20 protein-coding genes are annotated in these 23,189 nt (G+C 36.5%); 9 read left to right on the top strand and 11 right to left on the bottom strand.

What is annotated here, in order from left to right:
• Positions 1 to 29: 29 nt before the first annotated feature.
• Both DUT69_RS05410 and rlmH read right to left on the bottom strand, forming a co-directional pair.
• The gene (locus tag DUT69_RS05410; RefSeq protein ID WP_113652079.1) at positions 30 to 836 is read right to left on the bottom strand and encodes a tetratricopeptide repeat protein; all 807 of its coding nucleotides are present in this window, start codon (positions 834 to 836) and stop codon (positions 30 to 32) included.
• Positions 829 to 1,302 (bottom strand): 23S rRNA (pseudouridine(1915)-N(3))-methyltransferase RlmH, encoded by a 474-nt coding sequence (gene rlmH / locus DUT69_RS05415; RefSeq protein ID WP_113652080.1) that lies wholly within the window; start codon positions 1,300 to 1,302, stop codon positions 829 to 831. Before rlmH ends, DUT69_RS05410 begins: the two co-directional genes overlap by 8 nt.
• 56 nt (positions 1,303 to 1,358) lie before the next feature.
• On the opposite strand from rlmH, the gene DUT69_RS05420 reads away from it, so the two are divergent.
• From DUT69_RS05420 to DUT69_RS05440, 5 genes are all read left to right on the top strand, one after another.
• Positions 1,359 to 3,164, top strand: coding sequence for a MutS-related protein (locus tag DUT69_RS05420; RefSeq protein WP_113652081.1), 1,806 nt, complete (start codon positions 1,359 to 1,361; stop codon positions 3,162 to 3,164).
• A 54-nt stretch (positions 3,165 to 3,218) separates the two neighbouring features.
• The gene (locus DUT69_RS05425; RefSeq protein WP_113652082.1) at positions 3,219 to 4,556 is read left to right on the top strand and encodes a glycoside hydrolase family 1 protein; all 1,338 of its coding nucleotides are present in this window, start codon (positions 3,219 to 3,221) and stop codon (positions 4,554 to 4,556) included.
• A 41-nt stretch (positions 4,557 to 4,597) separates the two neighbouring features.
• Positions 4,598 to 4,825 (top strand): putative signal transducing protein, encoded by a 228-nt coding sequence (locus DUT69_RS05430; RefSeq protein ID WP_113652083.1) that lies wholly within the window; start codon positions 4,598 to 4,600, stop codon positions 4,823 to 4,825.
• Positions 4,826 to 4,827: 2 nt separating this feature from the next.
• Positions 4,828 to 5,241 carry a putative signal transducing protein gene (locus DUT69_RS05435; protein ID WP_113652084.1) on the top strand — a complete coding sequence of 138 codons (414 nt, stop codon included), beginning with the start codon at positions 4,828 to 4,830 and terminating at the stop codon, positions 5,239 to 5,241.
• Between the two features lie 203 nt (positions 5,242 to 5,444).
• On the top strand, positions 5,445 to 5,828 hold the full coding sequence (locus DUT69_RS05440; RefSeq protein ID WP_113652085.1) for a transposase: 384 nt from the start codon (positions 5,445 to 5,447) through the stop codon (positions 5,826 to 5,828).
• A gap of 476 nt (positions 5,829 to 6,304) precedes the next feature.
• On the opposite strand, the gene DUT69_RS05445 is transcribed toward DUT69_RS05440, so the two are convergent.
• The 3 genes from DUT69_RS05445 to DUT69_RS05455 form a co-directional block, all read right to left on the bottom strand.
• Complete coding sequence (locus tag DUT69_RS05445) at positions 6,305 to 8,587, bottom strand: aconitate hydratase (RefSeq protein ID WP_113652086.1); 2,283 nt, start codon at positions 8,585 to 8,587, stop codon at positions 6,305 to 6,307.
• 189 nt (positions 8,588 to 8,776) lie between these two features.
• Positions 8,777 to 11,542 (bottom strand): bifunctional aconitate hydratase 2/2-methylisocitrate dehydratase, encoded by a 2,766-nt coding sequence (locus DUT69_RS05450; protein ID WP_113652087.1) that lies wholly within the window; start codon positions 11,540 to 11,542, stop codon positions 8,777 to 8,779.
• Positions 11,543 to 12,288: 746 nt separating this feature from the next.
• On the bottom strand, positions 12,289 to 12,960 hold the full coding sequence (locus DUT69_RS05455) for a polysaccharide deacetylase family protein (protein WP_113652088.1): 672 nt from the start codon (positions 12,958 to 12,960) through the stop codon (positions 12,289 to 12,291).
• An 85-nt stretch (positions 12,961 to 13,045) separates the two neighbouring features.
• Between DUT69_RS05455 and DUT69_RS05460 the strand changes: the two genes are divergently transcribed.
• From DUT69_RS05460 to DUT69_RS05475, 4 genes are all read left to right on the top strand, one after another.
• The gene (locus DUT69_RS05460) at positions 13,046 to 14,497 is read left to right on the top strand and encodes a TolC family protein (RefSeq protein WP_113652527.1); all 1,452 of its coding nucleotides are present in this window, start codon (positions 13,046 to 13,048) and stop codon (positions 14,495 to 14,497) included.
• A 54-nt stretch (positions 14,498 to 14,551) separates the two neighbouring features.
• On the top strand, positions 14,552 to 15,913 hold the full coding sequence (locus DUT69_RS05465; protein WP_113652089.1) for an efflux RND transporter periplasmic adaptor subunit: 1,362 nt from the start codon (positions 14,552 to 14,554) through the stop codon (positions 15,911 to 15,913).
• A 116-nt stretch (positions 15,914 to 16,029) separates the two neighbouring features.
• Positions 16,030 to 17,028, top strand: a complete 999-nt coding sequence (locus DUT69_RS05470) for an NAD(P)H-dependent glycerol-3-phosphate dehydrogenase (RefSeq protein ID WP_113652090.1) — start codon at positions 16,030 to 16,032, stop codon at positions 17,026 to 17,028.
• Positions 17,029 to 17,406: 378 nt separating this feature from the next.
• A complete protein-coding gene (locus tag DUT69_RS05475; protein WP_113652091.1) occupies positions 17,407 to 17,733 on the top strand; it encodes a hypothetical protein in 327 nt (108 codons plus the stop codon).
• Between the two features lie 180 nt (positions 17,734 to 17,913).
• Here DUT69_RS05475 and DUT69_RS05480 read toward each other — a convergent pair whose 3' ends face one another.
• The 6 genes from DUT69_RS05480 to DUT69_RS05510 form a co-directional block, all read right to left on the bottom strand.
• On the bottom strand, positions 17,914 to 19,818 hold the full coding sequence (locus DUT69_RS05480) for a DEAD/DEAH box helicase (RefSeq protein WP_205314212.1): 1,905 nt from the start codon (positions 19,816 to 19,818) through the stop codon (positions 17,914 to 17,916).
• Positions 19,819 to 20,332: 514 nt separating this feature from the next.
• A complete protein-coding gene (locus DUT69_RS05485; protein ID WP_113652092.1) occupies positions 20,333 to 20,728 on the bottom strand; it encodes a DUF1801 domain-containing protein in 396 nt (131 codons plus the stop codon).
• A 63-nt stretch (positions 20,729 to 20,791) separates the two neighbouring features.
• The gene (locus DUT69_RS05490; protein WP_113652093.1) at positions 20,792 to 21,562 is read right to left on the bottom strand and encodes a pseudouridylate synthase; all 771 of its coding nucleotides are present in this window, start codon (positions 21,560 to 21,562) and stop codon (positions 20,792 to 20,794) included.
• 249 nt (positions 21,563 to 21,811) lie between these two features.
• Positions 21,812 to 22,120, bottom strand: coding sequence for a hypothetical protein (locus DUT69_RS05500; RefSeq protein ID WP_113652095.1), 309 nt, complete (start codon positions 22,118 to 22,120; stop codon positions 21,812 to 21,814).
• A 14-nt stretch (positions 22,121 to 22,134) separates the two neighbouring features.
• Complete coding sequence (nudK, locus tag DUT69_RS05505; RefSeq protein ID WP_113652096.1) at positions 22,135 to 22,713, bottom strand: GDP-mannose pyrophosphatase NudK; 579 nt, start codon at positions 22,711 to 22,713, stop codon at positions 22,135 to 22,137.
• Entirely contained in the window at positions 22,713 to 23,171 is a 459-nt protein-coding gene (locus tag DUT69_RS05510) for a DUF4293 domain-containing protein (protein ID WP_113652097.1), read from the bottom strand. Before DUT69_RS05510 ends, nudK begins: the two co-directional genes overlap by 1 nt.
• Positions 23,172 to 23,189: the final 18 nt, after the last annotated feature.

Consider the following 23,189-nt stretch of genomic DNA (forward strand, 5'->3'; position numbering starts at 1 on the left):
TAAGTTCATCATTTCCACAATCTATTTAATTATTTACAATATTTATCGGCCAAAGGTTTTGCTTCTTTAAAGCCATTGCTTACCGCTAACCTAAACTGGGCGCAAGCTGCCGATTGCTGATTTAATTGCACATAAGCCATGCCACTATTGTAGTAGGCTTTAGCATTTTTTGGATTAATTGCGTTTACGCTCTTAAAGTCTTTAATAGCACTTTCGTGATTTTTATTAAGCCCAAACAAAACACCTCTATTAAAGTAGGCATTTTCAAAATTAGCGTCAAGTTTAATAGAACTGCTGTAATCTGCAATTGCACCATTTCTATCACCCAAATCACGTTTGCAATTTGCACTTATAAAATAAGCTTCTTTGTAGTTTTTGTTTAGGGAGATTGCACTATTCATATCCGCCAATGTAGCTTCAGTATTTTTAAGCAATTGGTAGGTAAGTCCGCGGGTGTAAAATAGTAGCGCATTGTTTGCGTCCAGTTTAATGGCCTCAGTATAATCAGCAATAGCACTTTTGTAATCTTTTAATTGATATTTTAAATGACCTCTGTTGAAATAGTTTTCAGCATTTTTATTAATTGATAAAGCACGCGAATAATCATCTATTGCTCCCTTTAAATCACGTAGATACGTTTTTGCGGTGGCTCTAATACTGTAACCATCTGCAAAAGAGCTGTCTATGGTTAATGCCTTATTAAAATGCAGCATTGCGCCATTAAAATCTTTTTCATTAAACTTGCCCAATCCTAAATTATATTCTGTGTGCGCAGATTGCGCAAAAACATTCGCTGTAAAAACCGAGAATAATATGAAAATTATATGTTTAAGCATGATGATAAGGTTCGTTTTTTAAAATGGTAAATGCTCTATAAAGTTGCTCAACAAAAAATAGGCGAACCATTTGATGCGAGAATGTCATGTCAGATAAGGATAAACTACTATTGGCACGTTTGTAAATACTTTCATCAAATCCGTACGGACCTCCAATTATAAAAACCAGATTTTGTACGCTTCCAACCATTTGTTTGTTCAGGTATGCAGAGAAAGATACAGAACTATGTTTTTTACCTTTTTCATCTAATAAAACAACCACATCGGTATTATTAATTTGCTTGCTAATAAATTCTGCTTCTTTATTTTTTTGCTGAGCCTCTGTTAAACTCTTGGTGTTTTTTATATCTGGGATGATGACAATATTGAAGTTGATGTAATGTTTTAGTCGATTAAGATACTTCTCAATCCCTTCAATTAAATATTTGTCTTCGGTTTTGCCAACGGCTATTAAAGTAATCTTCATCAGTCTATCGGTTTCATTTTATATCTTTAACAAATTAGATATAGGCTTCAAATATAATGTTAAATACCGTCGAAAATAAATACCAGCTAATCGTAAAGCAACTTTCAGAACAAATTGCATCCTTAAAAAAGCAAATCAACAAATTCTCAATTCTAAGGCTTTCTCTTTTGCTGGCGGAAGTTGTTTTCTTCATCTTTTTTGTAAGTGCAAAAACCGATTTGTTGACAATAATTGGAGGCGTTTTGTTAATGTTGCCCGTTGCCGTTTTTATTATAGTTGTAAAAAAACAAGCTAAGATTGGTAAGCTGTTAACCGAAAAAGAAAATTTGCTTTGGATTTACGAGAACGAGCTAAGCGTTTTAAATAATAAACCTAATGGTTATAATAATGGATCCGATTTTGAAGACGAACTACATCCGTACACTGCCGATTTGGATATTTTTGGACAATTTTCACTTTATGCTTTAATTAACAGAAACGTAACAAAACTTGGTAAAATAAAGCTAGCCGAATCTCTTGCAAAGCCGATATTTAAACCCGAAATTTTAGCTAGGCAAGACGCTATTAAAGAAATTTTGACTTATATAGATGATACATTTAGTTTTAGGGCAAAGCTTAAAAATCACGATGTTGAAAAGATAGAGCAGATTAAAAAAAGGCTCAATGGTTCGTTAGCTTCTCATTTGGCATTCACTAAAAATGTTCTGCTTAGAAGTTATGTTAAAGCCTTACCTTTTTTAATGGTTGCAATTTTTACTGCGGGCTTTTTTTTAGGCGATGCAGCTTGGGGAATACTCGGCATTTTATTATTTGTTCATGCAGGCCTTACATTTTATTTCAGTAAACAAATTAACCAAGTTTACCATGGCTTTAGTGGCGGAGCAAACCTGCTTGCCGATTATGCGAATGCCATAAAGTGGACAGAGGAGAAACAATGGAAAGCAAATTACATAACTGAATTATTTAGCTCGAAGCATAAAGTAAGTGATGATATTAAGGGTTTGGTTATTATAATTCAGGCTTTTGATGCCCGACTTAATATTGTTGTAGGTGCTTTGCTTAATTTTTTATTACTGTGGGATTTAAAATGTAGTATTAGGCTCGACGAGTGGCATCAGCAATCATCTTCACATATCCAAAACGGATTGGATAGAATCGGCTATTTCGAAGAATTAATTGCAATAGCGACATTTGCACATAACTATCCCAATTATGTATTTCCAACAATTACAGATGACTTCGCACTAAGCGGAAAAGAGATTGGACATCCTTTAATTACATCACAAAAACGTATAAATAATAGTTTTGATATTGGCAATTCGCCTACGGTAAATATAGTTACCGGTTCTAATATGGCTGGTAAAAGCACTTTTTTAAGAACAATCGGAATCAATATGGTATTGGCGTACGCCGGCGCACCGGTTTGTGCTACAGAAATGAACCTTTCCATTTTTAGCATTAATACCTATATGCGCATTAAAGATTCTTTAAATGAGAGTACATCAACTTTTAAGGCAGAGTTGAATCGCTTAAAGATGATTTTGAATCATGTTACTGTTCAAGAACATCCTTTGGTACTAATTGATGAGATGCTTCGCGGAACAAACAGTCATGATAAATATATGGGCTCTAAGGCTTTTATAGAGAAAATGATTTCTTCTAACACACCAACTTTATTTGCAACTCACGATTTAAGTTTATCGGAGTTGGAAACCATCCATAGAGAAAAAGTCGCTAATTACCATTTTGATATCCAGATAGAAAATGGAGAGATGAATTTTGATTATAAATTAAAACATGGTTCTTGTACCATATTTAACGCCGCTATTTTGTTGAAAGAGATTGGCTTATCGGCTACATAAAATGTTTTAAACTTTACAGCAACTTAATATTTATGTTGCATTTTGGGTTTAAGTATGATAAAAGCAAGCGATTTTGGGAAAGATTTTTTGTGGGGCGTAGCCACCGCTGCGGCGCAAATAGAGGGTGCCACAAATACAAATGGCAAAGGTCTTTCTATTTGGGATACTTTTTCTAAAAGAGGTGGAAAAATTAAAAAAGGTCATTCGCCTCTAGTAGGGTGTGATTTTTACCATCGATACGTTGAAGATATTGCATTAGTAAAAACGCTAGGATTTAAAGTTTTTAGGTTTTCCATTGCTTGGTCGCGGGTTCTGCCGTTCGGCAACGGAAAGGTGAATCCTGTTGGTGTCGCTTTCTATCACAATGTGATAGATGAATGTTTAAAGCAAGACATTATTCCATATATAACGCTTTACCATTGGGATTTGCCCGAAGAACTTTCTAAAAACGGTGGTTGGACTGCTTTTGGCATAAACGTAGCCTTTAATGAGTTTGTAATCTTATGTGCTAAAACCTATGGTCACAAAGTAAAAAATTGGATTGTAATTAACGAGCCTTTCGGTTTTACTTCTTTAGGCTATATGTTGGGCGTACATGCCCCCGGAGAAACAGGATTGACAAATTTTTTCTCTGCTTCGTTACATACCGCTATTGCGCAGGCAGATGGGGGAAAAATTTTGCGTGCCGAAGTAAGCGGTGCAAATATTGGAACCACGTTTTCCTGCTCAGAAATTATACCTTTTACGCAGGGCGATGCAGATTTATTAGCCACCAAACGCGTAGACTGCTTAATGAATCGGTTTTTTTTCGAGCCTACTTTAGGCATGGGTTTCCCGACGGCCGACTGGGATGTACTGGAAAAGTTTGCCATTAGCCATTCTACCTGGCGCCATCAAGAACGAATGACTTTTGATTTTGACTACATTGGTTTGCAAAACTATTTTCCGCTAACCGTAAAGTTTAATGCCTTTGTACCGGTTATTCAGGCTTGGGAAGTTAAAGCTAAAAACAGGCGTGTGCCACATACTAAAATGGGCTGGGAAATAAACGCAGACAGCTTTTACAATATCATTAAACAATTTGCGTCTTACCCTAAAGTAAAAAAATTGATGATTACGGAAAATGGCGCTGCATTTAACGACAAATTAGCAAATAACACAGTCGATGATAGCGAACGTGTAAACTACTTTGAACTGTACTTATCAGCGATGCTGAAAGCTAAAAATGAAGACATAAAGATTGACGGTTACATGGCTTGGACTTTAATGGATAATTTTGAATGGGCAGAGGGTTATGAAGCGAGATTCGGACTGGTTTATAACGATTTTAAGACCCAACTTCGAACGATAAAGAAATCTGGTTATTGGTGGCAATCGTTTTTAGCAAGATAAAGACGTTGCATTAAAGCGATTTAGTTTGTTAACTTTACGTTATGGACGATAAAATTATAGTTTACAAAACTTTCGAAAATCCAATTGAGGCTAACATTATTTTAACACGATTAAAAGATGCGGGTTTTAATGGCTTTTTAACAGGAGAAAATACAGCCGGTTTGCGTCCGCTTTTAGATCATTCTATAAGTGGTATCCAGCTTCATGTTTTTGAAACTGATGTTCCAGAAATCGAAAAGTTTTTAGCGGAAGATATTGAGTTCGAATAATTATGGATGATAAAATAATTGTTCATAGTACTTATTACAATGTTATTGAAGCCAATATTATAAAAGCTAGGCTAGAAGATAGCGACATTCCATGCTTCTTAACGGACGAGCATATTTCTACTATACAGCCTTTATACAATCAAGCGGTTGGTGGGGTAAAGTTGCATGTTTTTGAAAAGGATCTCGATAGGATAAATGAACTATTGACAGATGAAGTAGAAAGTACGGAAGATAGATCTACATTTGAGAGCGAGCAGGTATGCGAAAATTGCCAATCTACAAACGTGAGCTATGGTCAAGCTACTAAAAACAGGTTTAGTCTTTGGGTAACCATTGTTTCTTTATTGTTACTCGTTTATCCTTTTAAAGTTAGCAAGTGTTACCACTGCTATGATTGCGGGCATGAGTTTAAATAAGGTGCGGATTAACGAACAAAGGGTAGGGAGCAAAAGATAAAGAAACAAAGATTTTGGATCACAATATAAATCTTATTGTGTTTACGCAAACATGCTCTAGGTTTTTTTACTCCCTAAATTTTAAACATGCTCCCTCGTTGGCGTCCTCGCCGACGTAAAATATAAAGTTTGGATTTTGCATACGTCATGCCGCTAAATATAAAATGGAACATCAATATCATCCTGAGTTTCTTACAGCTACAGTTCTAAATTGGCAACATCTGTTGGATGATGAGTTTAAAAAAGTTGTTGTTGCCAGTATGAAATGGTTAGTTGACGCGAAAAAATGTGAAATATATGCATTCGTGATTATGCCAAATCACATTCATTTGCTTTGGAAGATAGGAAACAATTTGAATAGATCGGAAGTACAAGGTGCATTTTTAAGTTATACGGCTCATGAGTTTAAGAAGCGTTTGCTAAACCGCGGTGAAAAACATCTACTAGAAAAGTATCGTGTTAACTTAATCGATCGCACTTTTCAGTTTTGGCAGCGAGATTGTGTTGTTAAAGAATGTTGGGGCGAGATTTTTTTGAACAAAAGTTAGATTATATCCATAACAATCCTTTACAAGCACATTGGAATTTAAGTGAAACACCAGAAGACTATTATTGGTCTTCAGCTTCGTTTTATGAAGAAGGAAATAGTCCATTTGATTTTCTTAAGCATTACAAAAGTTAGGTTGACAATTTCTTCATTTTTTAAATTGATCGACGTTGGCGGGGACGCCAACGTGAGAAGAAAAAAACTATAATGAGCGTACAATGTCTTTGTAGTTAGTGCCCACATTTTCTTTGCAGTAATGATTTCCGGTCCTTTGATTTTAAACCTGATAGTAACGGAAATCCTTTTACTAATGCCCTTTAGGGGATTAAGGGTAAAAGATTGCAGTGGATAGCAGGACTTTCTTATCCGAAGAACTACAGCATCTGCTTTTCAAATAAAAAATCCCATTCTGATTTTACTCAAAATGGGATTTCGTTTATAAAGGATCATATCTTTTATCCTTGCTCTTTGTTCTTCCTATAATCCTGCAGCTTTCATTGCCGCTTCTTTTCTGATGATATTTAGTGCTCCACCAGCTTTGAACCACTCAATTTGTTGAGAATTGTAACTATGGTTTACAGAAATGATGTCCTTAGAACCATCGGCATGATGTAAATCCATTTGTAACGGTACGTTTGGCGCAAAAGTACTTAAGCCGTGGATATCAATAACATCATCCTCTTGTATTTTTTCATAATCATCTTTATCTGCAAACGTTAAAGCCAACATACCTTGTTTTTTAAGGTTCGTTTCGTGGATACGAGCAAACGACTTCACCAAAACTGCACGTACACCAAGGTGGCGAGGTTCCATAGCTGCATGTTCACGAGATGAACCTTCGCCGTAATTTTCGTCGCCAACAACAATAGAACCTAAACCTTCGGCTTTATAGTCGCGTTGTGTTGCTGGTACTGGGCCATATTCTCCGGTTAAAGCATTTTTAACATTGTCGGTTTTGTCGTTAAAATAATTAACAGCACCAATTAACATGTTATTCGAAATATTATCTAAATGACCGCGGAACTTTAACCAAGGACCAGCCATAGAAATATGGTCGGTTGTACATTTACCTTTAGCTTTAATCAAAAGTTTTAAACCTTTTAAGTCGGTTCCTTCCCAAGCGGTAAAAGGCTCTAATAACTGTAAACGATGTGAACTTGGCGAAACCAATACCTCTACACCAGAACCATCTTCTGCTGGAGCTTGGAAGCCGGCGTCTTCAACAGCGTAACCGTTTACTGGTAATTCATCTCCTACAGGCGGATCTAATTTCACTTGTTCGCCTTTATTGTTTGTTAGGGTATCTGTTAAAGGATTAAAACTTAAGTCACCGGCAATAGCGATCGCTGCAACAATCTCTGGAGAAGTTACAAAAGCGTATGTGTTTGGATTTCCATCGGCACGTTTAGCAAAGTTTCTGTTAAATGAGTGTACGATTGTGTTTTTTTCTGCTTTCTCTGCACCGGTTCTATCCCACATGCCAATACATGGACCGCACGCGTTTGTGAAAATAGTAGCATTTAGGTCAGTGAAAGTACCTAACAAACCATCGCGGTCTGCAGTGTAACGAACTTGCTCAGAACCTGGATTGATGCCAAACTCTGCTTTGGTAACTAAACCTTTATCAATTGCTTGTTTAGCAATAGATGCTGCTCTAGATAAATCTTCGTAAGATGAGTTAGTACAAGAACCAATTAATCCCCATTCTACTTTTAAAGGCCAACCGTTAGCTTCTGCTACGGTTTTCATTTGAGAAATAGGCGTAGCCAAATCTGGTGTAAACGGACCGTTTAAATAAGGTTCCAATTCATCAAGGTTAATTTCAATTAACTGATCGAAATAATGTTCTGGATTAGCGTAAACTTCATCGTCGCCAGTTAAATGTTCTTTAATCTCGTTGGCAGCATCGGCAACATCAGCACGATTGGTGGCACGTAAATAACGTTCCATACTGTCATCATAGCCAAAAGTAGACGTAGTAGCGCCAATTTCGGCACCCATATTACAGATAGTTCCCTTACCGGTACAGCTTAAATTAATAGCACCATCGCCAAAATATTCTACAATTGCTCCGGTACCACCTTTTACGGTTAAAATACCGGCAACTTTTAAAATCACATCTTTTGCAGAGGTCCAACCGTTTAATTTACCTGTTAGTTTTACACCAATTAACTTAGGGAATTTAAGTTCCCAAGGTAATCCAGCCATCACATCACAAGCATCTGCACCACCAACGCCAATTGCAACCATGCCTAAACCACCAGCATTCACGGTGTGGCTATCGGTACCAATCATCATCCCGCCAGGAAATGCGTAGTTTTCTAAAACAACCTGGTGGATAATGCCTGCACCTGGTTTCCAAAAACCAATACCGTATTTGTTAGATACTGAAGCTAGGAAATCAAAAACTTCTTTACTTTCTGTATTTGCGTGAGGCAAATCTATTTCTGCTCCTAATTTAGCCGTAATTAAGTGATCGCAATGAACAGTAGAAGGAACAGCAACTTGTGGGCGACCAGCTTGCATAAATTGTAGTAATGCCATTTGTGCCGTGGCATCTTGCATTGCAACTCTGTCCGGAGCAAAATCAACATAGTCTGTTCCGCGTTTAAACGCAGTTTTTGCGTTTCCGTCCCAAAGGTGAGTGTATAATATTTTTTCTGAAAGAGTTAAAGGTCTGCCAACAACTTTACGAGCCGCATCTACACGGGTACTAAAGTTTGCATATACCTTTTTGATCATGTCTATATCAAAAGCCATAGTTTGTTTTTTTATTATTGTCAATAACTATTATGTCTAAATTAAACAATTTTTCACACACTTATTTTTGAGATTTGTCAAATTGTCTTATTTAAAACCATTCCATGCAAGGTTTGCATAAACGAAAAGGCTATCTGATATTTAGATAGCCTTTTCAATTTATTAACAAATTACGACTGTATTTGTTTGTTATTGTTTTGTAGAAATAGGAGTGAACTTGGTTAAATTTATACCTTCAACCGATGCTTTGTATTCCTGAATATTCGGAATGCGGCCTAAAATAGCTGACAAAACTACTACTGGTGTCGAGGCCAGTAACGATTCTCCTTTTTTGCCCTCTTTATCTTCTACCACTCGGCCTTGGAACAGGCGAGTAGAAGTTGCCATTACGGTATCACCTTTTTCTGCTTTTTCTTGGTTACCCATGCAAAGGTTACATCCTGGGCGCTCTAAATACATAATGTTTTCATACTCCGTACGAGCTGTGCTTTTCGGTAAAGCATCACTAAACTCAAAACCAGAATATTTTTGTAAGTATTCCCAATCTCCTTCAGCTTTCAACTCATCAATAATGTTATAGGTAGGAGCAGCAACAACTAAAGGTGCTTTAAATTCTACCTTACCAGTCTGTTTTTCGATATTTCTTAAAATCTGAGAAACAATTTTTAAGTCGTCCTTGTGTACCATACAAGAGCCTACGAAACCAAGGTCTACTTTTTTATCGCCACCGTAGAAAGTTAAATCCCTAATCGTATCGTGTGTGTAACGCTTAGAAACATCAACGTTGTTCACATCCGGATCGGCAATCATTGGTTCGTTGATAACATCTAAATCAATTACAACTTCTGCATAGTATTTTGCATTTTCATCTGGCATTAAAGCAGGTTTGATACCTGTTTTAATCTCCTCAATACGTTTATTTGCTTTGTTAATCAAACCCTGTAAAACTTGGTTATGGTTGTCCATGCCCTTGTCTATCATTATTTGAATACGGTTTTTAGCAATTTCTAAAGATTGGATCAAGGTATCGTCTTGCGAAATACAGATAGACGCTTTTGCTTTCATCTCTGCTGTCCAATCTGTAAAAGTAAAGGCTTGGTCGGCTAATAAAGTTCCAATGTGTACCTCTATAATACGACCTTGAAATACGTTTTCACCATCAAACTGCTGCAACATTTGCAGTTGTGTAGCATGAACCACATCACGGAAATCCATGTGTTCTTTCATTTGGCCCTTAAAGGTAACTTTAACAGAGTCTGGAATTGGCATAGAAGCCTCACCCGTAGCCAATGCTAATGCCACTGTGCCCGAATCTGCACCGAAAGCTACGCCTTTCGACATACGTGTGTGCGAGTCTCCGCCGATGATGATTGCCCACTCGTCGATAGTAATATCGTTCAATACTTTGTGAATAACATCTGTCATAGAATGATACTCGCCCTTAGGATCGCGAGCGGTAATAACACCGAAGTCATTCATGAATTTCATCAATTTTGGAATGTTTGCTTGCGCTTTTTTATCCCAAACAGAAGCGGTATGGCAACCAGACTGATATGCGCCGTCGACAATTGGCGAAATAACTGTGGCAGCCATTGCCTCTAATTCTTGTGCGGTCATTAATCCTGTAGTATCTTGAGAACCTACAATGTTTACCTCTACCCGAACGTCAGAGCCTGCATGTAACACTTTTCCTGGAGCTAAGCCAACAGCATTTCTGTTGAATATTTTTTCTACAGCCGTTAAACCTTGTCCTTCTATGGAAACTTCTTTGGCCGGTGCAAAAACAATAGGTGCTTCAACACCTAGAACTCTAGCAGCAAAGGTTTGAATTTTTTTGCCGAAAACAATGGCGTAAGATCCGCCAGCTTTCATAAACTCCCTTTTTTGAGGTGTTAGGGCTTTAGAAATATCAATCAGCTCTCGGTCGCCGTTGTAAAGTCTTTTAGTTTTTGTATTGATGGTAAGTACTGTTCCTGTTTCAACAGAAAATACTTGCTCTAAAACAGGTTCATCGTTCTCATTACGAATCACATTGCCATTTTCATCAGTTTTCTTTACCCAGTTCTGCAAGTCGATACCTATACCGCCGGTTACATCAACAGTTGTTAAGAAAATTGGAGAAATGCCATTAGTGCCTGCTACAATTGGAGCGATGTTTACAAACGGAATGTAAGGACTAGAACGTTTACCCGTCCAAAGTGCTACATTGTTTACACCAGACATACGAGAAGAACCTACGCCCATCGTGCCTTTTTCTGCAACTAACATTACACTGGCATCTGGATGTTGCGCCTGCAAAGCTTGTATTTGCTCTTGGGCTTCTGGCGTAATCATACATTTTCCATGTAATTCACGATCTGAACGAGAGTGCGCTTGGTTCCCAGGTGAAAGTAAGTCTGTAGAAATATCACCGATGCCGGCAATAAAAGTTACCACTTTAATCTCTTCGGGTATTTCCGGAAGTTCGGTAAAGAATTCGGCTTTAGCGTAGCTTTCTAAAATTTCTTTAGCAATCTCATTACCATTGTTATAAGCTTCTTTTAAGCGCTCTGTATCAGCATCGTACAAGAAAACCTGCGTTTTAAGTACATTTGCTGCTTTGTACGCTTTATCGCCGTTATCTGCTAAAGCAATATCTAGTAAAACTTTAATAGATGGCCCGCCTTTCATGTGCGATAATAGTTCGAAAGCAAAATCAGAAGTAATTTCGGCTACAGTAACTTCGCCTAAAATAATTTCCTTCAAAAATTGTGCTTTTACCACAGCAGCTCCGGTAGTTCCTGGTAGGGTGTTGTATATAAAGAAGTTAACAGCATCTTCTCTGTTAATATTATTTATGTTTTTAATTTGATCTATGATTTCGCTAGTTAATTCGGCTCCATCAATGGGTTTAGGATGAAGACCTTGAGCTTTTCTGTCTTCAATTTCCTGGATATAATCGTTGTAAATACTCATCTAGATTTTCTTTTCATTTGCAATAGCTCGTTGCCATAAAGCAGCTTCGATACAGCAAAATAAAATATTGGTTTTAAGGTGTTAATTAGTTTCTAACGGTAAAAAAACTTGAATTTTTCTACCCAAACAAAAATAACAAAAAACAACTTTTAAATATAATCTGCATAATCTATTAGATAATTTGGAATTGTTCTAAACTAAAAGATACGCCGTCATTTTTTTTTATTTAACATACTTTAAATCAGTAAATTAAATATTTATTTTTATGTTGGTTCTTAGCGGTTATTACAAAGTAATTTGTTTGTAAAGAAAAATTAAAACAGAATTTTTAGGTATTAGTGGCTTGTTCAAAAATCTAAAGATTAAATAAAATGATGGTTTCATAAATTTTAGAAAATTAATGCCAGCAATTATCGGCAAAATCAGCCCTTCTTTTCATTGCAAGTCCTCGGTTCGTGCCTCACCTGTGGGCTTTTCATTACAATAAGGTTTAGCTAACAAAGCAAGTAGGTCTTTTGACAATTAGAATGCCCTATGCACAGGTAGTTCTGTTTTAAGCCCTTTTGATTGTGGTGAGGTAAATCCGAACTTGGAGAAGTTGTATCCATTTGGTGCTTTTTGTACATTAACGGACAGTCCTTGTGCGTAATCGAACAATCATACTTACGGACGTAATATAAATATTTGATTTTTAGTTAGTTGTGGTTTTAAATGGCTTTGGCATTAACTTAGCTTTTGCGCAACTGTTAAAGTGTGCCAAAACGGTAACCTTTGTCACTTAAATACTGGATAGTTTTAGGTAAGGCGTAAGCCAATCGGTCAAATGCTTTTAAGCTGTCGTGGAAAACAATTATAGAGCCATTCCCTGTATTTTTAATAACGTTTTGGTAACATTTTTCAGGTGAAAGATTGATGTCAAAATCGCCACTTAAAACATCCCACATAATAATTTCCAGTTGGTGGTTCTCAATATTGGATGTGTTAATTGGCAACTGATAATCGGCAACTGATAAGTGGTAGCTCTTAACAAGCTTTTTAATCTGGCTCTTCTTAATCCTCCCGTAAGGTGGCCTAAATAAGTTCGTTTGTGTTAGCTCTTGGCATTTTTCGAAATTTTCCATGTAGGTACTGTCATCGGTTTTCCAACCTTTTAAATGGTTAAAAGTGTGGTTGCCAATAGCGTGCCCGTCGTGCTTTAGTCGCTCGAAAATTTCAGGATGTTTTTGGATATTATCGCCAATACAAAAGAAAGTAGCTTTAACATCGAAGCTTTTTAAAGTATTTAGTACAAAGTCTGTAACATTAGGTATGGGTCCATCGTCAAAGGTTAAATAAACAATTTTTTCCGAACGGGATTTATTCCAAGTTAATGCAGGATAATACCATTTAAGAAGAAGCGGAGATTTGACCAAGTACATGCTCAAAAGTAATTATTTTACGGCTGTACTTAAAAATTTACAGAAATCAATTAATTGTTTATTTAATATTGCGAAACAAATTTTTATGAAACACATTGCCAAATTAAGCTTTTTCAAGAAGCTCTCTTATATTTTAACGTTTACCGTTGCATTGGGTATGGGCCAAAAAAGCTTTGCGCAAGAAGTTATTACCATACAGCAAGCGGTAGAGAATACCTTAAAAAACAACCTGCAGGTTAAGCAGGCACAGTTTAGCGCTGCTATAAGCGATGAAAACTTAGTGCAATCTAAAAATGCTTTGCTACCTACATTTAATGGAAATGCAAACGTTAATAAAAACTTCGGACGTAGTATAGATCCATCTACCAATACTTATATCAGTCAGCAATTTACAGGTGCAAGCGGTAGTATTTCGGCTGGCGCAGATTTATTTCAGGGTTTTCAAAAAATCAACCAAATAAAACAAAATAGATTATTGTTAGATGCGGATAAAACAAATGTAGAGAAGATAAAAAACGATTTGATTTTGCAAGTGGTAACATCTTACATGCAAATCCTTTTTAATAGAGATTTGCTTAAAGCATCAACCCAACAATTAGAGGTAGCTAAGCAAACTTTAAATAGAGAGCAAGCTTTATTAGATGCAGGTAATAAAACTTTGGCAGATGTTTCTCAAGCAAAATCTCAAGTAGCAATATCAGAATTAGATGTAACGAATGCACAAAATAATTTGGCCATATCTTATTTAACCCTGAATCAGTTAATGGAAATGCCATCTGAATATAGATTTGAAGTACAAGCGCCTTTAATTACTGAAAGTGCAGCAAGTAAAAACAACTATAACATCACCGAAATTTTTAATAATGCTTTAAATACTTTTCCTGATGTAAAATTAGCTGCTTTAAGAACTGCTGCTGCAGAAAAGGCTGTTGATATTGCTAAAGGTGCTTATTCTCCTAGACTTTCGTTAAGCGGTGGCTTGGGCTCAAATTATTCTAGTGGTCGACAAGAATTAGTTTCTACTACACCGAATGGAACACGGGAAATTGGTAGAACTGCTATCGGTAATGAGTCTGTCGTTGTACCTAACTTTAGCACAATTTATGCAAATCAGCGATTTACAGATCAAATTCAAGATAACTTTAATCAATCAATCGGCTTAAATCTTTCTATCCCAATCTTTAACGGTTTTGCAGTTCGATCTAATGTTAGACGAGCAAAACTAACTTATCAGAATACGCAAGTTCAAGAACAGTTAACTAAGAATAATTTAAGCAAGGTTATTTCTCAAGCTGTGGTAGATGTTAGAGCTGCAGAAAGCAGATTCCAATCTACAACTAATGCTTTTAATGCACAGAAAGATGCCTTTTACGTAGTAGAACAACGTTACAATGTAGGTTTAGTAAATTCTTTAGATTTTAGTACTGCGCAAACTAACAAGAATAAAGCAGAAATAGATATGATACAAGCAAAGTACGATCTATTGTTTAGAGCTAAGGTAATAGACTATTATTTAGGCAAACAAATTACGTTTTAACACTCGCTAATCCATTTTGGTAAGCAACAATAAATAAACAACTATTAATATATTATGAAACTTAAACACATTTTAATTGGAGTCGGCGTACTGTTGGCGTTGATACTGGTTTTAAAAGTAACTGGTGTTATTGGAGGCGAAAAAACTGAAAAAGTAACAGTAGAGGCAGCCGGCAACAAAAAAGTGGTAGAAACAGTAACTGCAAGTGGTAAAATACAACCAGAAACAGAAGTTAAATTAAGTTCTGAAGTATCTGGTGAAGTAACCGAGCTTTTGGTAAAAGAAGGAGATGTTGTAAAAAAAGGTCAGTTGCTTTGTAAAGTTAGACCAGACATTTTGCAATCTGGATACGAAAGGGCAGTTGCATCTTACAATTCGCAAAAGGCAACTGTAGCGTCAACGCAACAACAGTTAATTCAAAATCAAGCTAATTTTGCAAATGCATCTGCAACTTATAAACGTAATGTAGAGCTTTACAATAAAAAAGTAATTTCGGCATCTGAGTTTGATGCTGCAAAAGCTGCATATTTAACTGCTCAAGCAAATTTAGCTAGTGCAAAAGAAAATGTAACCGGCGCAAAATTCGGATTAGAGCAATCTGGTGCTAACGTGAAAGAAGCTGGTGCTAACTTGGCAAGAACTACAATTTATTCTCCTGTAGATGGTGTTGTTTCAAAATTATCTATAGAGTTGGGCGATCGTATTTTAGGTACTTCTCAAATGGCGGGTACAGAAATTATGCGTATTTCTAACCTAAGCTCAATGGAAGTAAATGTTGATGTTAACGAAAACGATATTAATCGTGTAAACGTTGGTGACAGTGCAACAATTGAAGTTGATGCTTTTGCGGACAAGAAATTTAAGGGAATTGTAACTGAGATTGCAAGTTCATCAACAAGTGTTGGTACAGCTTCTACTTCCGTAGATCAAGTAACTAATTTTTCTGTAAAAGTTCGTATCCTGGCAGATTCTTATAGTTCTGTTAAAGGTGGCGCTAAAGATTTGCCTTCTCCTTTCAGACCAGGTTTATCTGCAACTGTAGATATCGAAAGTGAATCTTTAACTTCATTGGCGGTTCCAATTCAAGCTATTTTTACAGGCGATAAAGAAAAATCTGCTTCACAGGCGGCTACTGCTACTAATGATCAGAACCAGGATAAGCAAAAAGCAAAATTGAACGATAAAAACATTAAACAATACGTTTATCTATTCGATAGCAAAGCATCAACAGTTAAAAAAGCTGAGGTTACTACAGGTATCCAAGACGATCAATATATTATTGTTAAAACCGGACTTAAAGCTGGACAAGAGATTGTATCAGGTCCATATTCTGCAATTCAGAACAAACTAAAAGACGGTTTAAAAGTAGAAAAAACTACAAAAGACAAGCTTTTTAGTGCCGATGGCAAAAAGTAAGCGCTACAAATCAATAATAAATAAGTAATTTTGAATTAAGCTTGAAAAGGTTTAAGGAAACGCTCAAGAGTTGTTGCCTTAAACCTTTTCGTTTTACAGCTTGTTTAAAAGAGAATATGGTACCTAAAATTGCAATGATTGGTGGTGGAAGTTGGGCAACAGCAATTATAAAAATGCTGAGTGACAATGCCACAGAAAAGGAAATATTTTGGTGGATGCGAAGCGAAACTTCCATTGAGCATATAAAGGCTTTTAAACACAACCCAAACTACCTAAGTTCGGTAGAAATCAAAGTTCCGGCAGATCATATTTCGTCAAACGTTAAGGAGATTATTAGCAAAGCCGATTACCTGGTTTTAAACGTTCCGGCGGCTTTCCTAAAAAGTTCATTGCAAGATATTTCTGCAGAAGACTTAAAAGGCAAAAAAATTATTTCGGCAATTAAAGGCATAGTGCCTGATGAAAATCTCATTATTGGAGAATTTTTACATCAGAAATATGAAATTCCTTTGCAGGATATAGTTGTAATTAGTGGGCCTTGCCACGCAGAAGAAGTGGCGCTTGAAAAACTATCTTACCTAACTATTGCAAGCATGGATATAAGTTTGGCAGCAAACTTTGCCAGTATGTTAGCAACCAGATATATAAAAACGAACGTTTCTGATGATATTTTTGGAACCGAATATGCTGCGGTTTTAAAGAATATTTACGCTGTTGCTAGCGGTATTTGCCACGGCGTTGGTTATGGCGATAATTTTCAAGCGGTTTTAATTTCAAATGCGATAAGAGAAATTAAAGATTTTGTAGACGCTGTGCATCCGATAGACCGAGACATAAATGAGTCGGCTTATTTAGGCGATTTGCTGGTAACTGCCTATTCTCAATTTAGCCGAAACCGAACATTCGGAAATATGATAGGCAAGGGCTACACTGTAAAATCTGCACAATTAGAAATGAACATGATTGCCGAAGGTTACTATGCTGTAAGTTGCATGCACTATATCAATCAAAAATACCAAGTAGAAATGCCTATTTGCAAAGCGGTTTACGAAATTCTTTATCAAGCAAAGTCTCCTGTGCATGAAATGGGTAAGCTAACAGAAAAATTAAAATAAACCAGCTTACATTTTGAAGCGCAACTACATTGTGTTTATCAATGGCAGTCCCGCTTTCGCTACAATCTTTTTTGCCCTTTCCACTGAGCGACGCAAAAAAAAGGATTTTCGCTCCAATCGGAGGCTAAAAACAAGGGCTTGTGCGGTGCAAGCTTAATTTCTTAATTTAAGAATTCCTCTTCTCGATTTGCTATTTTACACAAGTGATGCGGTTTTTCAGCCATTTAAACTCTCCTCACAGCAACTGAAGTGTTAAAACCTTACATAACCTAATCTATAAGGCATTGCAAATTCCGGTAATTGTATGGCAATTGCCGATGAAATAATTTAAAAAACAATACTTATACGAAACGTGTTTTATTACCAAAATCTACTACCATGAAAAGAAAATATTTATTAGGCTTAGTAGCCTTAGGAATGGTTACTTCGGTAAGTTTTACCGCAGTGGCGCAAGAGAAAAAGACCGAAGCTGGCAAAGTGATTCAGAAGACAGGTAAAGCAGCTAAAAGTGTAGGTAACAAAACTGCAGAGGTTGCTGTAAAAGGTACCGCTAAAGTTGCCGATCAAACTTTTAAAGGCAAAATGGCTCCAGACGGATCTAATGTTTATATCGACGGAAAGAACAACAAATATTATATTAATAGCAAAGGCGCTAAGGTTTATTTAAAAGCTAGCCAGATCAGAAATAAACCAGCTGATAAATAAAATTAAGTAAATCGTCATGCTGAATTTATTTCAGCATCTGTTTAATAACAACATCGACCCTGAAATAAGTTAAGGGTTAAGACAGCTTGCAAACAACAAAGCCTCGACAAATTGTCGAGGCTTTGTTGTTTATTGTGGTCAATTAACCGAAAATTGTTACTGTTAATTGTGAACCGTTAACTAAGATCTACGTCTTCTTTCGCCACCACTGCCTTCGCGTCTACCGCTTCCGCCTGTGTTGCCACCTTTATCATCGCGACTGCGACCAGAGAAATCTCTAAAACCGCCACCGCCGTTTCCGCCTTCACGTCTTCCGCCACCGCTGCTTCTTCTATCTCCACCACCGCTTCTTCTCTCTCCGGCGCCGTAACCGCCACCGCCTCTGCGTTCTCCACCAAATCCACCACGTCTGCGCTCGCCACCATCGCCGCCTCTTCCACCAACTGGTGCTTCACCGCTTTTTTCGATTCTTACATCGCGACCGTTAAATTTAATATCTTTAAAGTTTGTGAATAAAGCATCAACCGTATCATTTTCTACTTCAATAAAAGAGAAAACTCCTTTCAAATCTATTTTACCAACAGATTTACCGCTTATTTTACCGTTATTACAAACGAAACCTAATAAATCACCTCTAGTAAATTCGTCTACCGAACCTACGTTGATAAATAAACGAGTGTAGTTGCTATTGTCAAAGTTTCTGCCACCACGTTCTCCGCGTTCTCCACGCTCACCTCTTTCGCCACGATCATCTGCACTTGCATTTAAATCTGGTGCGTTAGCATAGTAATCTAAGAAACGGTTAAACTCTAGCGAAGCAAATTTTTTGATAACATCTTCTTTGCTTAACTCAGAAAATTCATCCATAATTCTTGGAATGTACTGGTCAATCTGATCAGTATTTACTTCCACATTATGAACTTTGTGAATTAAAGAGAATAATTGTTTTTCGCAAACATCAAAACCTGTAGGTAATTCTGCTTTTGTAAACTGTTTACCAATAATTCTTTCAATCTGACGGATTTTGCCAGTTTCTTTAGAGTTGATGATACAAATAGAGATACCAGTTTTACCAGCACGGCCAGTACGGCCAGAACGGTGCGTATAACTTTCAATTTCATCAGGCAAAGAATAGTTAATTACGTGTGTTACGTTGTTAACGTCAATACCACGAGCGGCAACATCGGTAGCAATTAATAATTGCATGTTACGATCGCGGAAACGTTGCATAACTTTATCACGTTGTTGTTGAGATAAATCTCCGTGTAAAGAATCTGCGTTGTAACCATCTTTAATTAAATGCTCGGCAACATCTTGTGTATCCATTTTGGTTTTACAGAAAACAACTGCAAAAATTTCTGGATTAAAATCTACAATACGTTTTAGGGCAGCATATTTATCGCGGGCACGAACCACATAGTATTCGTGTTCAATGTTTACGTTACCTGTGTTTTTTGTACCCATGGTTAATTCTACAGGGTTTTCCATGTAGTTTCTAGCAATACGGCGCACTTCTGGTGGCATAGTTGCAGAAAATAACCAAGTTTTTTTCTCGTCTGGTGTAGTTGATAAAATATCGTTTATGTCTTCTTGGAAGCCCATATTTAACATTTCATCCGCCTCATCCAATACTACATATTTAACGCTTGAGAAATCAATAGCTTTACGGCCAATGATATCTAGCATACGGCCGGGCGTGGCCACTACAATTTGTACGCCATTGCGTATTTCGCGTAGTTGTTGCATAATGTTTGCGCCACCGTAAACGGCAACCACATGTGCATTCTGCGTGTTTTTAGAGAAATTTTTGATGTCGTTTGCAATCTGCAGACATAGCTCACGCGTTGGGCACAAAATTAGTGCTTGCGGCTTATTGCTCTTAAAGTCTATTAATTCTAACAGCGGCAAACCAAATGCGGCTGTTTTTCCTGTTCCTGTTTGGGCCAAACCAACAAAGTCGTTACTACCTTCTAACAGTACAGGAATAGATTGCTCCTGAATAGGCGTAGGATTTTCAAATCCTAGCTCTTTTACGGCATTAACAACGTCATCACTTATCCCCAATTTACTAAATGGGTTTATCATTATAACATTTTTTAATTAAGCCGCAAAGATAAGGTTAATAATTGGTATTTTACTGATACCAAGATAAATAGTTTTTGGCTTAATAATTTGAAAACAAGTCAGTTAGGTTTTGTATTTGTTTTTTAACGCATTATAATGCTTTTAGAAGCGCATTTATGGTGCTTTCTATTACTTTTAGTCCCGCTTTCCCTGCAATCTTTTTGTCTTCTTTTTCCGTCTTTTTTAAGGTTTGTGAGAAATCTCATGGATATACGCTACATAATAGTTTACTCCTTCGGAATGATGCGATAAAAAGTATTTTCGCCCAATCGGGGCTATTTTACGCAGTGCAGCATTAGTTTTTAAATTCCTTGGCGTGTTGCAAACAAAAACACATTCTTTATAAATGAAAATATGATTTCTTGTTAGAGGGGTCTGTATGATAATAGAACAAGGCGGTGGGTTGTAATACGCAACTTTATTGTGTATTGTTCGGCATTACAAACCATGCAATGCTTATCGCGTTAGCTAACTATTATAAAACAATCTTTTCCAGTTGTCCTTTTCGTTTTACAATGTTTTTGTAATCCCACTGAATGGTTTCTGATTTTTGGAGCCAGCGCTTTAAATCCTCTAAATTAATTTGTGAAATTTCATTATAAAAAATTGAAGCATCTTTAAATTTTGCACCGAGTACGTTAAGCGCTCGTTCATCAAAGTCAGCACCGCTCCAAAACATAAGCCTAATTCCTTTTTTCTGTTTGCTATAACCAACTATAGGGTTTCCATTTAAAAACCAAACTGGGTGTGCATGCCAGATTTTGCTTTCGCTATCTCCAAGTACTGAGTTAATGGTGTTTGCAAGTAAATTGCAAATTGCTTTGTCGGTTTCCGAACAACTATCATTGTAAGCTTGTATAGCTAAAAGCATAACCTAATGTTTTATTAAGTGTTATAAACAGAATTATAAATTTAATGAATTTGCTCGTCAATTTTATACGCCTTTTAGCATATGTGCTAATATTGGCTCGCATTCCTCCTTACAACAAGCATAAAACTGTTTATGCCTCCACTGGTTAGACTTTGGCGACAAACCCCACCAAAATTCTGCTAATGCAAGTGGCTTAAGTTTATGGAGAAATGCATGTTGTAATAGTTTTGGTCCGGCACACTCGCCAGCACCTGCGGGAGGGTTTTTATAGTGAAATGCGGTAAACAACTCGTTTAAGCTTTTTTCTTCGCCGGCCTGGTTTAAAAAATGGTAATGTTCAAATATTTGGCTTTGCAATGCATTCGAGTATTTTTTTCTGGCCACTTTCAAATTTTGGATTTTCGCTTTATCTGTATTGGCAAATTCTAAAGCTCTAATCTCGTCATTTAACAGCGCAAGTTTTTGCATTCCCTTGTTTAAAAAACCATCCGTTGCTAAAGTATCAAATACTGGTGGAACAAATTTAGCATGATGGTTTTTGCCCGCCAGTTTGCCAGAGAATGCTGCTAAATAACCAATTTCTTTTTGTTGATTTTCTACAACAAGTACACCGAACATTTTGCCAATTACCATGCCATCAGCTTCGCTATCTAAGCCAAAATTATGTTGCCATTCTTTTTGGTTAAGAATATGATGCTGTAAATCTTCTGCCGCTAAAGCACAAAGTTGATGCGGAACACCATTTACCATTTGCGAGAAATTTGCAGGCACATCATATACGCCTAATGGCTGTTTAAACCTAATGAAAAGGTTGTTTTTGGCGTGGTTGTGCATTTTGCAATTACTGTCTTGTCCCTGAGTTTATTTATTGCTCAGGCGATTTTGTCTTCTTCTTAAACGTCAAAAACACGCAAGCGACGAAAGTAAAGAGGTAAAGAAATCCTAATGCTGGTTTTCTAAACGTAAAATTCTGTAAATCGAACTCTCGTAGCAATGCTAACGCTATTGGAAATGCAAGTAATGCGAAAACTAAATTGAAACCTATTTTATTTTTCATGAGCGCTTGGCTTTTATGTGTTTTAGTTAATAATTAGCAAAGAAAAAATAGACTTCACCAAAAGCAAAAATAGATAGGGATAAAATTGTGCTTGTTATATATTTCTTTTTAACAAATAAAATAAGACCCAAGAAAAGTCCAATTAAATGTAGCAAGCCAACAATTATATTAGCCTTTGCAATATCCCAAATAATTCCTCTTGGAATAAAATCGCTTACCAATTGATATTTAATTTGCGCTACCACCATAAAATGATAGCATACATTTATTAGCAAGGCACATAAGCCAATGATGGCCCATGTTTTATAAATCCCGTTTGCATTTTTAGCTTCCAACTTGTATTTGTTCTCTATAAAATTGCATTCAACTTAACATGTTGTAATAGCATTATGGTTTTGGCATCTTTAATTTCGCCTTTGGCAATCATTGCAATAGCTTCATCAATAGGTGTTTCTAAAACCTCTATATTCTCTTCTTCACCTGCCACGCCACCACCATCATTAACCTTCATGTCTTTAGTGTACTCGGCAATAAAAAAGTATAAAATCTCGGTAACCGAACCAGGCGACATATATGCTTCAAAGACCTTTTTTACATCAGTAATTTTGTAGCCAGTTTCTTCTTCAGTCTCGCGTCTTATACAATCTTCTGGGTTGTCTTGATCCAACAAACCTGCACAGGCCTCTATCATCATGCCATCGCTGTTGCCATTTATAAACGTCGGTAACCTAAATTGTCTGGTTAAAATAACAGTTTGTTGAGCTTTGTTGTAAAGAAGAATAGTAGCACCATTACCACGATCGTAACTTTCCCGTGTTTGAATTAGTTTTTCTCCATTGGGTTTTACGTATTCGTAAGTTATCTTTTTTAGGATGTACCAATTGTCAGAAAGTATCTCGGTATTTAAAATTTTTACGTCCTTAATCATTATCTCAATCTATCTGCAGAACGTATTAGTTTGTCATCATTGTTTATACCTCTAATAGATAAAAAGCAGAATATTGCAGCTATAATAGGTAAGAAACTGCCAATGCCGAAATTAAGGTCAGCTAAATTATCGCCTAATTTTTGCGCTAACTGGCTACACCAAAAAGATAGACCCATAATTAAGAAAATCGTCAAAATTGAAATCCGCTTCTGTAATTTTCTATTCCGGAAATTAAAAATATTAGCAAAGCAAATTATTGCTAAAGCAATTGTACTGATAAAAAGTGGCAAAGATTCTTCTAGCAATTTTGTATCGGTACCTGCAATTTGGTATAAACCTCTAGCTGTAATAAATTGCGTTGCGTTACCAGCATGGGCACTAACCAAAGGAATAAACAGGAAAGAGGAAATTGTTAAAGTTGCCAGCAAAAGCCAAATAGATTGTACTCTTTGTATCATATATTTAATTTTAAACAA

This window comes from Pedobacter namyangjuensis (genome assembly GCF_003313325.1).
Classification (GTDB): Bacteria; Bacteroidota; Bacteroidia; order Sphingobacteriales; family Sphingobacteriaceae; genus Pedobacter; species Pedobacter namyangjuensis.